Raw genomic sequence first — 12720 nt, forward strand, 5'->3', positions numbered from 1 at the left:
ATCATACTGCTTTTGAAGCCTGTTTCTTCTTAATCGCTTTAACCCCTCATAAGTTCACGGCGTCTATCGGATTTTACAAAACACCTTTCGTACTGGGCAGCTGCATGTTGTCCGCATCCCGTCGCACGGCTTTTTTTATAGCTTTTGCGAAAGCTTTGAAAATCGCCTCGATTTTGTGATGCTCGTTATCCCCTTCGGCCTTGATATTCAAATTAGACTTCGACGCGTCCGAAAACGACTTAAAAAAATGGAAAAACATTTCCGTCGGCATATCTCCAATTTTTTCCCGTTGGAACACAGCATCCCATACGATCCAGTTGCGTCCACCAAAATCAAGAGCCACCTGCGCTAAACAATCATCCATCGGTAATGTAAACGCATAACGCTCAATACCACGCTTATCGCCCAGCACCCGCAGGAATATTTCTCCTAAAGCTATTCCGGTATCTTCAATTGTATGATGTTCGTCTATATGGAGATCGCCTTTCGCTTTGACCGTTAAATCGATTGCTCCATGCCGCGCAATTTGGTCCAACATATGGTCGAAAAAAGGTAAACCTGTGTCGATATCCCCTTTTCCGGAACCATCTAAGTTCAGTTCGATATAGATATCCGTTTCATTAGTCTTCCGGTGGTGTTGGCCACGACGTGTGCCCAATTTTAAGAATTCATAGATCGATTTCCAATCGCCGCTCTCCAAGGCAACGACATCCGCTTGGTAAACCAATTTCTCGGCATGCCCCAGTTTATCGTTGTTACGCAACCATATTGCCTTGGCGCCGAGGTTTTCAGCAAGCTTTACGTCGTTCAGTCGATCACCAATCACAAAGGATTCCGTAAGATTGTACCGCTGATCATCGAAGTACGCTCCCAACATGCCCACACCAGGCTTGCGTGTTGCCGCATTTTCATGCGGAAAAGTGCGATCTATATGCTGATTGGCAAAACATACCCCCTCGCCCGCGAACGTTTTTAAAATAAATTCATGTACCGGCCAAAAATTTTCTTCCGGATGGGATGCTGTTCCAAGACCATCCTGGTTAGAAACCATGATCAACTCGAAATCCAGCTCCTTGGCTATTCTTGGAAGATATTGCAAAACTCCTGGATAGAATTTCAACTTTTCAAAGGAATCGATCTGCTCGTCTTCGGGTTCTAAAATCAGGGTGCCATCTCGATCGATAAACAACACTCTTTTTATTATTTCAGGCATATTGTATGTTCCAGTATATTAAAGAACCACTGTCTTTTAGCGATCAGTGGCCGATAGGTGTCTTATCTTATTATTTATTGTCCGGTTTGGTAAAAAGCTTCTACAGCGGCTAATACCATCGCATTCTCTTCAGGCGTCCCAATCGTGAAGCGCAAGCACCCTTCACATAGTTCCACCTTCGAACGGTCGCGTACAATGATGCCTTTTTCTACCAAATGTGTATAGAGTTCCCTTGGTTGCTCCAATTTCACCAAAATAAAGTTGGCATCGGACGGTGTGATATGCTGTACCTGCGGTATGCCGGCAAGCGCTTCCGTAAGCACCGCGCGTTCGGCAACGGTACTTCTAATCCAGGTATTAATCTGTTCGACGTCTCTTAACGCTTCTAGTACAATTTCCTGCGTTGCTTGGTTGATATTATAGGGCGGTTTGATCTTGTTAAAGACGCTGATAATATCGGCGCTCGCAAAGGCCATCCCTAGGCGTAGCGCTGCCAATCCCCAAGCTTTTGAAAGCGTCTGCAAGACCACAAGATTCGGAAATTCCTGCAGATCTTTCGTGAAAGAAGCTTGCTTTGAAAAATTGATGTAAGCTTCATCCAGCACAACGATACCGTCAAAATTCACCAAAATCGTTTCAATATCCTGTCTTCGTATGCTATTCCCTGTAGGGTTGTTTGGCGAGCAAATAAAAATAAGCTTGGTTCGGCCGTCGATAGCAGCTGCGATACCATCCAGATCCAACTGGTAATCGGTGGTTAAATTAACTTTTCTATAGGCCACGTTATTGATATTGGCCGATACTTCATACATTCCATAGGTTGGCGGCACCAAGATCACGTTGTCTCGCATGGGCTCACAGAATGCCCGGAACAAAATATCAATAGCTTCATCACTTCCGTTTCCTAAGAATGTCTGCTCTGGGGGAACACCTTTTATTTCGTATAGCTTTTCTTTCAGCAGATGCTGTAGCGGATCAGGGTACCGGTTGTAGTTCTTCGAATAAGGCGAGCCAAAAGCGTTTTCGTTGGCATCCAACAACACCGATGCTTCGCCCTTAAACTCATCTCTTGCCGATGAATAAGGTACTAATTTTTTGATATTATCCCTCAATAGAGCGTCCAGGCTGAAAGACTCTTTCATAATTTTTTTGTTGAGCGTGTAAACTTAGAGAATTTGTTTTTGTCTACAAAATAATTGTGCAGCAGAAACCTTGAAATCCCAAACTACCTGATAACTATGCTGCATTAACGAACTTGGATTAAACACGCATCATTTCAGCGCTATACAACAAACCATCGTCCTTCTTCGGAGAGTTCCGTCTGGGGAAACGCCGAGCGACTCTCTTCCAGTAGGGGCTGTAGGTCTTTATAACGCGCTGAATAGTGACCCAACAGCAGCTTCTTGGCGCCAACGTCTTTCGCCACCTGCCCCGCTTCCAGACATGTCGTATGGAAAGTCTCTTTGGCGCGATCAACCATATCGTGCAAAAAGGTGGCCTCATGATACAGCAAATCGACACCCCTTATGGCGTCAAAATAGGCACTGTTCATCACGGTGTCCGAACAGTAGCCGTAACTACGTGCCGCCGCCGCCGGGTAAGTGAGCTCACTGGCCTTATATATTGTACCATCTTTGTCCACACAATCAATACCTTTTTTTAGCAATTTCAGGAACGCTACGGGCACCTGAAGCGCTTCGACTTTTTCTGCTTGCAGGCTGGCAGGCATTTTCCCCTCATCAAAACGAAACCCCGTACAGTCAATACGATGCAGCAAGGGGAAGGAACTCACTTTCAATGTAGCTGTTTCCAAAATCACCTCGCTAGCATGGGGATTAGTCGGATGAAAAACCAGGTTATAGCGCAGTCGGGTGTCCGAGTGCTTGAACTGCAGGTTGATAATTTGCTGCAGTGCGGCAGGACCGTATAGATGAAGATCCGCTTGACGACCTACCAAGTGTTGCGATGACAACAGCCCAACGAGCCCCAGGTAATGGTCGCCGTGCAGATGGCTGATAAAAATATGATTGATCTTTGTGCTACGAATACCGTAACGGAAAAGCTGCATCTGCGTACCTTCACCACAATCGATCAAAAATAGCTGTTCATTGAAATTCAGGACCTGGGATGTCGGATGTCGACCGTACATCGGCGTTGCCGAGCTGTTGCCCAATATCAAAACTTCAAACCTCCGCATTGCTACTCGCCCCGCAAATCAAGCCTAATCTCATTCCCGAAAATCATGTCTTCCGCCGCCGATACCGATCGAGCAATCTTAAAATAACTTTCTAAATTTGTGACTTTTAGTAGGTCGGCAAGCTGTTTGTTCAGCCCCGTCAGTATAAAAAGCCCCCCGGAGGCTTTGCACAGTCTACGAGCAAGTAAGCCCATGCGGATACCATCCTCATCGGCGTTTTGCACGTGGCATAGATTCAAAACGATATTACGCTGCCCGCCTGTATGACGCAACATAAATTCTCCTTTCAGATTGGCTGCCGCCTCGCCATTCAGAAAGTCTGTCAATGGCTCGATAACAACATACCGTTCGTGTTTGTCTACTGTAAACTTCATCGATAATTACATTTTACGTGATCTTCAAACCGCCACGCCCGTATTGGACAAAAGAATTGAAAGGGCGCCAGAAAAACAACCAACGACCTCACAACATCCTAAAGCGAAAAAAGATCGCCTTGTTTAACCCATAGTATGGAGTGCTTTGCGCACATTATTTTCAACCCTTCCCAGCACTTCGCCAGCTTCGGGATAGATAAATTTTTCGCCTACGATATGCTCATAGAGTTCGATGTATCGTTCCGATATCGAGTGCACAATTTCGTCGGTCATGGCAGGTACATGTTGGCCATCTTTTCCCTGAAAACCATTTTCGATCAACCATTGCCGCACGAACTCTTTGGAAAGCTGGCGCTGCGGCTTATCTGTTTGCTGCCGCTCTTCGTACCCTTCAGCATAGAAATAACGCGAAGAATCAGGCGTATGTATTTCGTCCATCAGACATATTTCGCCATTGCTCTTCCCAAATTCGTATTTTGTATCAACTAAAATAAGGCCGCGCTCGCGAGCGATATCCACGCCCCGTTGGTAAAGCGCTCGCGTGTAGTCTTCCAATTTCGCGTAATCTTCGGCAGAAACGATTCCTTGCTCGATGATGGCGGCACGGGATATATCCTCATCATGTCCTACCGCCGCTTTCGTCGTCGGTGTTATGATGGGTTCCGGCAGTTTGTCGTTTTCCTTCAGGCCTTCTGGAAGTACCATGCCACAAAGCTCTCTTCCCCCTTCGCGATAGGTCCGCCAGGCGTGCCCCGCTAAGTAACCACGGATAACCATTTCTACCTTAAAAGGCTCACATTTCTTTCCTATTGTGACGCTTGGATCCGGCACGGAGAGCACCCAATTAGGTAAGATATCAGCCGTAGCAGCCAAAAATTTTGCCGCAATTTGGTTCAAAACCTGTCCTTTAAAAGGAATTGCCCTCGGCAAAACCACATCGAAAGCCGAAATACGATCGGATGCGACCATCACTAGATATTCATCATTAATCGTGTATACATCGCGTACTTTACCGCGATAAAAGGCCGTCTGCCCTTCAAAATTAAAATTTGTTTCGTTTATTGCATTCATATTCCTTTGTGCCCCGCACTTCTTAATTCTTAAATATCACCGTACGCTTCCAAGATACGTCTTACCAACTTATGCCTCACCACATCTGCACCGCTTAAATGAATAATTTCGATACCGCCGATGCCATCCAACAGTTTCACGGCTGTAGCAAGTCCCGACTGCGTCTTCTTGGGCAGATCGATCTGTGTCAAATCTCCGGTTACGATAAACTTAGCCGTAGGCCCCATCCGCGTCAAAAACATTTTTAACTGCATATCTGTAGCATTCTGGGCTTCATCCAAAATAACAAAACAATTGTCCAATGTGCGTCCCCGCATAAAAGCAAGAGGAGCCACCTCAATGACACGCCGCTCCAGGTAGTCTTTTAATTTATCGGCAGGGATCATATCATCCAGTGCATCATAGAGGGGACGTAAATAGGGATCCACCTTCTCCTTCAAATCGCCGGGAAGAAACCCCAGGTTTTCACCCGCTTCCACAGCAGGGCGGGTCAAGATAATACGTTTTATTTCTTTGTTTCGAAGCGCACGCACAGCCAAAGCCACTGCGGTATAGGTTTTGCCGGTTCCGGCAGGGCCGATCGCAAAAAGGATATCATTTTTCAATATGCTATCCACCATACGGCGTTGATTGGCCGTCCGCGCTCGAACGATAAGGCCATTGGGGCCATACACAATGGGCTCTCCACGGAAGCCTGTCGGCTCGGTCTGTTCCTTTTTCTCGGCGCGTCCGGTTTGAACCCCCAGCAAATCCTCCAGCTCATCTGCATGTAGTGATTGAAACCGCTCTATATGATCCAGAACACGCTGGAACAGCTCCTTGAAGCGCACTTGTTCGGTTTCTTCACCCAATACTTTCAGCTCATTGCCCCGAGCCACCAACCGTAGTTTCGGAAAGCCCTTTTTCAACAATTCGAAATGCTCATTTTGGGCGCCCCATAACGTCATCAGATTGACGTCCTCCAATGGTATCAATACTTCGTTCAAATTTATCTCGTTTTAAATTTCTGTAATAAATATAACTGTTTTACATGGGAAACCTACAACAGTTTCACCTTACTTTTTGTAATACCTTGGACAGAAAGCCTTTAATACTTCAAAAGTACAAACTATTCTCATCTATTTGCGCCCAGCACCAAAAAATGGACAATTTACCCGATTAAAAAACATTATTGCACTTTCTTTTATTACTTTTGTAGTCCCTTTTTCGGCAGAAAGGAATGCAGCATTTTTCTTTAACTTTTTAGTATCTTTAAGGGGTACACTATGGGAGTAATTACGCTAACAACAGATTTGGGACATCGCGATTTCTATCAAGCAGCCTTGAAAGGCAGCATCATATCGCAGTTACCTGAAGTCCGTTTGGTAGATATCACACATGAAATTCCCTCGTTCGATATTCAGCGGGCGGCCGTGGTCTTGCGTAACGCATTTCATTATTTTCCGGATGGCACCGTACATCTCATTGGCATCGACACCGTATTTCAGGAAGGTGCGCACTATACCATGATGAAATTTGAAGACCACTTTTTCGTGGGAGCCGACAATGGCATCTTCAGCATTATCCTTGGCGATAAGACCGCGCAGGAGCTTTTCGAAATTGACATTATGCAAGATCTGCGGTATCTGCATTTCCCGCTAGCCGACATTTTAACAAAAGCAGCCTGCCATATTGCCAAGGGAGGGGCTTTGTCGGAAATTGGACAGCCCATCGAACGCCCACTAAAAAAGGTGATGATCCAACCCTTGGTCGATAATAATACAATAAAAGGTCACGTTTCCTATATAGATTCCTTCGGTAATGTCATCAGCAATATCAGCAAGGAACTTTTTAATGATGTGCAGCTTGGACGTGGATTTAAACTGCATTTCAAGCGAAACGAAACGATCAGCCGGTTAAGCTGGCACTACAATGAAGTGCCCGAGGGCGAAAAGCTGTGCCTATTTGGCATCAGCAATTTTTTGGAAATTGCAATCAACAAAGGACACGCCAGTAGGCTGCTGGGTTTGCATCAGGACGAAATCATTATGATTGAATTTCTTGACACCCCAAGGCGCTAATTCTTTTCAACTGGCAGCATGAACATGCACCCGGAATGTATCATTGGAACATGAAAAAAACAATCTATTGCTTGATCATCCTGATCGGTCTGTTCGCTTGCCGCACCGATCTATTTGCACAATCGTCTGCGGCTAGCGATTCCATAAACTATGAACAGCAAAGGCAGCGCGTTAACAAGTTATTGGACGAGCGAAGCCGTCGCTTTGGCGAATTTGACCTGAGCATCCAACAGAAGACAGGTATTTTCGGCATTTTCAAAACCAAAAAGGATATGCAAAAGTCAATCGACATCCTGAAACAGGTGGTCATTACGGACAACAATATCTTTGTAGAAACAAAACGTTTACTCGATCTTAAAGACTACGAGAGCGACCGGCATGCCGCGCTGGCCAACGAATACGACAAACAGGTGTCCGCGTACATGAAAACCATCACCAAATTGCAGGATGAAAACGATAAGCTTCGCGGACAGCTTACCACATTGGATGAAAGTGACGAGAAGAGCAATTTCTTCGTTTACCTTTTGCTAGTCGTTATCGCCGTGCTGCTCGTCGTCGTCTTACAGCTATTCAAACGGCAAAAGGCGAAAAATTTGACGCAGCACTGATATGCCTGCCTGAAGAATACCTTACTTTTGCTTACAAAATTGACGTACAAGGATGGCTAGAGCGCGATTGAATAGCGGTAACACGCAATCAGAAGACTTACCCAAACCCAAACTAAACAAGGAGTTACTTAAGAAAGCTTTCAAGATTTTTTCTTACCTACGTCCTTATCGAGGGAAGTTTATCTTGGGAATGGTTTTCTTGACATTATCGAGTTTAACGATGTTGACGTTCCCCGCTTTACTGGGCGCCATGATCGATGCGGCACAAGGCAGACAAACATACCGCTGGTTGCCGGCCGACGTGCTACATATCGGTGCCATATCGATAGTTATTCTACTTTTTCAATCTATTGTTTCTTTCGGGCGTATTCGATTATTTGTCGAAATTGCAGAGAAAGCGCTATCCAACATCCGAAAAGACACCTACCATAAACTGATCACCTTACCGATTGAGTTTTTTTCCAACCGTCGTGTGGGCGAGCTTAACAGTCGCCTTTCATCCGATTTGGCGCAGATACAGGATACCCTCACCACCACCTTGGCAGAGGTGCTGCGACAGAGCATAAGTCTAGCATTCGGCGTTTGCCTTTTGGTATTCGTATCGCCAAAACTTGCACTAATGAACCTTTGTATACTGCCTATCATCGTCGTGACAGCGATGATCTTCGGACGGTTTATACGCAACCTATCGAGACAGGCACAAGATCAACTTGCAGACTCCAACAGTATCGTGCAGGAAACGCTTTTAGGGATCAGCAATGTGAAAGCCTTCGTGAACGAGTACCATGAGACAAAACGGTATGGAAGCAAGCTGGATACCGTGGTGGCGTTAGCTGTGAAGGGCGCTACATACCGTGGTTTTTTTGCCTCCTTTATCATCTTTTGTGTTTTCGGTGCCGTCATAGCGGTCATTTGGTATGGTGCATCGTTGGTGTCTGCACAGGAAATTTCTGTGGGCGATTTGACAACGTATATTCTTTATTCCATGTTTGTTGCCGGCTCTATGGGCAGTTTCCCTGAGCTTTATGCGAATATCCAACGTTCGTTGGGCGCTAGTGAAAGGGTGCTCGAATTATTGGACGAAGAAAAAGAAAGTATTGCTATTTCCGAACATAACAAAGAGATCAATCATACCATACGCGGGGCTCTGCAGTTTGAGCGTGTAGGGTTCGCCTATCCTTCCCGATGGGACATACCTATCCTTCGGGACGTATCATTCCATGTAAACATTGGGGAGAAGGTAGCGCTGGTAGGCCCTAGCGGCACTGGAAAATCGACGATCGCCTCGTTAATCCTCCAGTTTTACAAACCATCCATCGGCCATATCTTATATGACGGGCGAGACAGCAGCCTTTTTTCCCTGACCGATATTCGCAACCAAGTCGCCATTGTACCGCAAGACGTCCTGCTGTTCGGAGGCACCATTCGGGAAAACATCGGTTACGGAAAGCTGGAGGCTGAAGCTGAGGCCATCATCGAGGCAGCAAAACGAGCAAACGCGCATGACTTTATTATGGCCTTCCCGCAGGGTTATGATACGCTGGTGGGCGAACGGGGCGTGAAGTTGTCCGGTGGTCAGCGGCAACGTATTGCCATCGCACGCGCGCTGTTAAAAGACCCGGCAATCCTTATTTTGGATGAAGCAACGTCGGCACTCGATTCCGAATCCGAACGGCTAGTACAACTGGCGCTGGAAGAGCTCATGCGTGATCGTACGTCCATCATCATCGCACACCGATTGAGCACCATTAAAGATGCTGATCAAATTATTGTGATTGAAAATGGTGCCGTCTCGGAAACCGGTGACCACCATACGCTTATGGCAAAAGGCAGCGGTTTATACCACCACCTGTACTCTTTGCAATCCGCACAAAGGGTCACGCGTTAAATTCTGTTAAATGCATTTTTACTAAAACCTTTTTCAGATTCTGCTGTTTTTCTATACAAAGAAGGTTATAGAAATTATAAAAAGATGAATCATGGAAAAAAATAAGAATGGATTAGTTGCCTTTGCGCTGTTGGGATTAGCCGCCGGAACCGCTGCTTACTATTTATTGGGCACTGAAGATGGCAAGCGCCAGTTAGACCGCGCTAACGAAGGCGTAAAAAGCTTAACAAAGTCGATCAAAGAGCTTTCTAAAAAAGAAGCAAAACGTGCCGCAAAACTAGCTAAATCAGCGAAAGCAGATTTGGAAAACTTGAAAGACAAAGCTAAAGAAGCTGGGAAGCACGCCTTAGATTCGGCATCCGACAAAGCGCAGCAATGGGCAAGCAAAGCTTCTGAAGCAGCAAATACCGCCAGCAACAAAGCTGATGATGTAATTGCGGAAGCTAAATCGGAAATCAACAAAGCTTAAATGCTAATTTTGGAATCATAAGGCGCTTTCCGATGCGAAGTATTCGTATCTTTGTCCGCGTCGATGAACACATTCCAACAGATAAAAACTTTAGTTTATAAAGATATTGTTCTAGAATGGCGCTCCAAATACGCCATCAACGGTATCTTATTATACGTCGTATCTACAGTATTTGTTTGCTATCAAGCATTCAAATCTGTAGATACGCTCGTTTGGAACGCCCTTTTTTGGATCATATTACTTTTCGCTAGCATCAATGCCATAAGTCGGAGCTTCACGCAAGAAAGTGCTTACCGCCAGCTCTATTATTATACGTTGGTAAGTCCTGCTGCGATAATTCTGTCCAAAATCATTTACAACAGCTTGGTTATGCTGCTGTTGTCGACGATAGCTTACGCCGTTTATTCGCTGACGTTTAAGCAGCCAGTCGGAGACCCCTTGCTATACAGCATTACCGTATTGTTAGGCAGCATGAGCTTCGCCACGGTATTTACTATGGTGTCTGGCATCAGCGCCAAAGCAGGCAACAACAGCACCTTGATGGCCGTCCTCGGCTTTCCGGTCATTATTCCCCTTTTGATCGTGCTTATCAAACTTGCACATAATGCCCTAGTAGGCTTGGATCGCGCTATTAGTACCGGCGAAATCGTCGTCCTATTGGCAATTAATGTAATTACCATTACAATTTCTTTGTTGTTATTTCCTTACCTTTGGCGTGATTAATATTCAATTTAAGACATGAGAAAATCTTGGTGGAAAATATTGGGTCTCGTAATGGTGGCTTCCGCAATAGTAGGCGGGCTGTTGGGACCCGTCCCTGTTTTGCCCATTCTACACGAAACCATAAGAAACGTGTATTTTCATGTCCCCATGTGGTTTGCCATGTTGACCCTATACCTCATTTCCGTTATTTTCAGTGTAAAATACCTCAATTCCGGAAAAATCGAACACGATTTGCTGGCTGTTGAAGCGGTGAATACCGGAGTGATGTTTTGCGCCATGGGCCTATTTACCGGCATGCTCTGGGCCAATATTACCTGGGGCGAACCCTGGCCAAATGACCCTAAACTCAACGGCTCTGCTATTGCCACGCTCATGTATTTGGCCTACCTCGTCTTGCGCAATGCGTTGGAAGAAGAACAAAAAAGAGCCAAAATCGCTGCTGTGTATAATATTTTTGCTTTTCCGGTGATGATCGTCTTGTTGTACATTCTGCCCAAGATGACCGACTCCCTACATCCAGGAAGTGGCGGCAACGGTACGTTCGGCGACCTAGACATGAACAATCACATGCGTCCCGTGTTTTATACTTCCGTGATTGGTTGGATATTGATTGGTGTTTGGGTATTCACCTTGCGTTACCGACTCCGTTTGTTGGAAAACAAAAAAAATCAAATAAGCTAGTTTACATCCATCGACATATCGCTGGCTCCGTGGCCAGCTTAAACAGTATAACAATGAAAAATAGTATCGCTGCCCTTTTCTTATTTTTATCAAGCAATGTACTTTTCGCGCAAGAAGAGATCGATATGGCAACGGGGCTCCGTAGCTCCGGAAAAATATACGTGGTGGTGTTGGTCTTACTAACCATTTTCGCCGTCTTAGGACTTTCCCTATTCCTCTTAGATAGACGGATAAAAAAACTGGAAAAATAGGATCCTCGAGTAACGCTACAGCACGCCCATGATCATTAATCAACATCGGAAATTTACGCCTATCAATATCGTGTTGGTATCGATCGTCGGCCTTTTGCTATGTATGGGCGTTTTTCTCCATCTCCCGGACAACATCACGCCTATTCTTTTCGAACCGGCCATTGATAACCTAATCGGTATCAAGCTAGGCCATAATCTTCGGCCCGGCGAAAATGTTTTTGTCACACTGCTCCTCACGCTTCTGCAGGCATTTTTTCTGAACAGGATCGTCAGCCACTTTAATTTCATGGGCAAGCCGAACTTTTTAACGGCATTGATGTACATGACTTTAGTAAGCTTGTTTGCCCCTTTCTTGGTGCTGTCGCCTCCGCTCATCTGTAATTTTATTGCCATATGGATGTTGGGTAAGCTATTTAATATTTACAAGCAGCAGGATGTTAAAGGACTGATGTTCGACCTCGGAATGATTGTGGCAGCCGGAAGCTTGATTTATTTCCCGTTCATGCTGATGATGATCCTCCTCTGGATAAGCTTGGTTATTTTCCGCCCCTTTAACTGGCGCGAATGGACCACGCCCCTATTGGGTTTCACTACTGTCTATTTTTTGCTTGGGGTCATTTACTATTGGTTGGATCGCATCCAGGAGTTTTATGCTATCTTCGAGCCCTTAGCCTATCCTTTTCCAAAAGAACTGTCCATGAATATGTACGATTACATCGTAATCGTCCCCATCATCGTAGCCTTGCTATGCTTTCTTATCGTTTTGAAGGACCAGTTTTTCAAAAGTGTCGTACACCTGCGGAAGGCGTTTCAACTCCTGTTCTTTATGGTGCTTCTCACCTTGGGATCATTCTACCTGAATGAGCACATCACGATTAACCATTTTCTGCTTTGTGCGCCACCAATCGCCATCTATTTGGCCTATTACTTTACCCACTCCAAATCAAAATGGTTATATGAAAGCTTGTACATCGTGGTCATTCTAACCATTCTGTACGTTCAATTCTTCTAAAGAAAGACATAACACACTTACAACGAACCGATTAACCTTTTTTAACAAATTGAACTAACGGAATAATTAAAAATTAGATAGTTTTGTATGAAATTTTGACAAAGCAATCACTTTAGCAACAGGTCCAAAAAAGAAAGGCCCCCGCATGGAAACGCCTAAACATGAATAATGAA

General features: G+C 45.2%; 14 protein-coding genes. 8 read left to right on the top strand and 6 right to left on the bottom strand.

Features of this window, described 5'->3' with window-relative positions:
* Positions 1 to 73: 73 nt before the first annotated feature.
* The 6 genes from hisB to IE165_RS03975 form a co-directional block, all read right to left on the bottom strand.
* Positions 74 to 1213, bottom strand: a complete 1140-nt coding sequence (gene hisB / locus IE165_RS03950; protein WP_189625298.1) for a bifunctional histidinol-phosphatase/imidazoleglycerol-phosphate dehydratase HisB — start codon at positions 1211 to 1213, stop codon at positions 74 to 76.
* 74 nt (positions 1214 to 1287) lie between these two features.
* A complete protein-coding gene (gene hisC / locus IE165_RS03955; RefSeq protein ID WP_189625299.1) occupies positions 1288 to 2355 on the bottom strand; it encodes a histidinol-phosphate transaminase in 1068 nt (355 codons plus the stop codon).
* Positions 2356 to 2495: 140 nt separating this feature from the next.
* Positions 2496 to 3410, bottom strand: coding sequence for a ribonuclease Z (locus IE165_RS03960; RefSeq protein WP_189625300.1), 915 nt, complete (start codon positions 3408 to 3410; stop codon positions 2496 to 2498).
* Positions 3411 to 3412: 2 nt separating this feature from the next.
* Positions 3413 to 3784 carry an STAS domain-containing protein gene (locus IE165_RS03965; protein ID WP_189625301.1) on the bottom strand — a complete coding sequence of 124 codons (372 nt, stop codon included), beginning with the start codon at positions 3782 to 3784 and terminating at the stop codon, positions 3413 to 3415.
* A gap of 123 nt (positions 3785 to 3907) precedes the next feature.
* Positions 3908 to 4855 carry a phosphoribosylaminoimidazolesuccinocarboxamide synthase gene (locus tag IE165_RS03970; RefSeq protein WP_189625302.1) on the bottom strand — a complete coding sequence of 316 codons (948 nt, stop codon included), beginning with the start codon at positions 4853 to 4855 and terminating at the stop codon, positions 3908 to 3910.
* A gap of 29 nt (positions 4856 to 4884) precedes the next feature.
* Positions 4885 to 5841 (bottom strand): PhoH family protein, encoded by a 957-nt coding sequence (locus tag IE165_RS03975; RefSeq protein ID WP_189625303.1) that lies wholly within the window; start codon positions 5839 to 5841, stop codon positions 4885 to 4887.
* Positions 5842 to 6120: 279 nt separating this feature from the next.
* Between IE165_RS03975 and IE165_RS03980 the strand changes: the two genes are divergently transcribed.
* The 8 genes from IE165_RS03980 (at position 6121) to IE165_RS04015 (ending at position 12547) form a co-directional block, all read left to right on the top strand.
* Positions 6121 to 6915 carry an SAM hydrolase/SAM-dependent halogenase family protein gene (locus IE165_RS03980; protein WP_189625304.1) on the top strand — a complete coding sequence of 265 codons (795 nt, stop codon included), beginning with the start codon at positions 6121 to 6123 and terminating at the stop codon, positions 6913 to 6915.
* A gap of 50 nt (positions 6916 to 6965) precedes the next feature.
* Positions 6966 to 7523, top strand: coding sequence for a hypothetical protein (locus IE165_RS03985; RefSeq protein ID WP_189625305.1), 558 nt, complete (start codon positions 6966 to 6968; stop codon positions 7521 to 7523).
* Between the two features lie 52 nt (positions 7524 to 7575).
* Entirely contained in the window at positions 7576 to 9411 is a 1836-nt protein-coding gene (locus IE165_RS03990; RefSeq protein WP_189625306.1) for an ABC transporter ATP-binding protein, read from the top strand.
* 91 nt (positions 9412 to 9502) lie between these two features.
* Positions 9503 to 9880, top strand: coding sequence for a hypothetical protein (locus IE165_RS03995; RefSeq protein WP_189625307.1), 378 nt, complete (start codon positions 9503 to 9505; stop codon positions 9878 to 9880).
* Between the two features lie 63 nt (positions 9881 to 9943).
* Complete coding sequence (locus IE165_RS04000) at positions 9944 to 10603, top strand: heme exporter protein CcmB (RefSeq protein ID WP_189625308.1); 660 nt, start codon at positions 9944 to 9946, stop codon at positions 10601 to 10603.
* A 15-nt stretch (positions 10604 to 10618) separates the two neighbouring features.
* Positions 10619 to 11284 carry a cytochrome c biogenesis protein gene (ccsA, locus tag IE165_RS04005; RefSeq protein WP_189625309.1) on the top strand — a complete coding sequence of 222 codons (666 nt, stop codon included), beginning with the start codon at positions 10619 to 10621 and terminating at the stop codon, positions 11282 to 11284.
* 53 nt (positions 11285 to 11337) lie between these two features.
* On the top strand, positions 11338 to 11535 hold the full coding sequence (locus IE165_RS04010; RefSeq protein ID WP_189625310.1) for a CcmD family protein: 198 nt from the start codon (positions 11338 to 11340) through the stop codon (positions 11533 to 11535).
* A gap of 28 nt (positions 11536 to 11563) precedes the next feature.
* Positions 11564 to 12547, top strand: coding sequence for a DUF6427 family protein (locus IE165_RS04015; RefSeq protein ID WP_189625311.1), 984 nt, complete (start codon positions 11564 to 11566; stop codon positions 12545 to 12547).
* The last annotated feature ends 173 nt before the right edge of the window (positions 12548 to 12720 follow it).

It is taken from the genome of Sphingobacterium griseoflavum, from assembly GCF_014653155.1.
Taxonomy (GTDB): domain Bacteria; phylum Bacteroidota; class Bacteroidia; order Sphingobacteriales; family Sphingobacteriaceae; genus Sphingobacterium; species Sphingobacterium griseoflavum.

Excerpts from the sequence above, each read along its gene's own strand:
- hisB (WP_189625298.1), bottom strand. The coding sequence starts at position 1,213 with ATGCCTGAAATAATAAAAAGAGTGTTGTTTATCGATCGAGATGGCACC.
- hisC (WP_189625299.1), bottom strand. The coding sequence starts at position 2,355 with ATGAAAGAGTCTTTCAGCCTGGACGCTCTATTGAGGGATAATATCAAA.
- IE165_RS03960 (WP_189625300.1), bottom strand. The coding sequence starts at position 3,410 with ATGCGGAGGTTTGAAGTTTTGATATTGGGCAACAGCTCGGCAACGCCG.
- IE165_RS03965 (WP_189625301.1), bottom strand. The coding sequence starts at position 3,784 with ATGAAGTTTACAGTAGACAAACACGAACGGTATGTTGTTATCGAGCCA.
- IE165_RS03970 (WP_189625302.1), bottom strand. The coding sequence starts at position 4,855 with ATGAATGCAATAAACGAAACAAATTTTAATTTTGAAGGGCAGACGGCC.
- IE165_RS03980 (WP_189625304.1), top strand. The coding sequence starts at position 6,121 with ATGGGAGTAATTACGCTAACAACAGATTTGGGACATCGCGATTTCTAT.
- IE165_RS03985 (WP_189625305.1), top strand. The coding sequence starts at position 6,966 with ATGAAAAAAACAATCTATTGCTTGATCATCCTGATCGGTCTGTTCGCT.
- IE165_RS03990 (WP_189625306.1), top strand. The coding sequence starts at position 7,576 with ATGGCTAGAGCGCGATTGAATAGCGGTAACACGCAATCAGAAGACTTA.
- IE165_RS03995 (WP_189625307.1), top strand. The coding sequence starts at position 9,503 with ATGGAAAAAAATAAGAATGGATTAGTTGCCTTTGCGCTGTTGGGATTA.
- IE165_RS04000 (WP_189625308.1), top strand. The coding sequence starts at position 9,944 with ATGAACACATTCCAACAGATAAAAACTTTAGTTTATAAAGATATTGTT.
- ccsA (WP_189625309.1), top strand. The coding sequence starts at position 10,619 with ATGAGAAAATCTTGGTGGAAAATATTGGGTCTCGTAATGGTGGCTTCC.
- IE165_RS04010 (WP_189625310.1), top strand. The coding sequence starts at position 11,338 with ATGAAAAATAGTATCGCTGCCCTTTTCTTATTTTTATCAAGCAATGTA.
- IE165_RS04015 (WP_189625311.1), top strand. The coding sequence starts at position 11,564 with ATGATCATTAATCAACATCGGAAATTTACGCCTATCAATATCGTGTTG.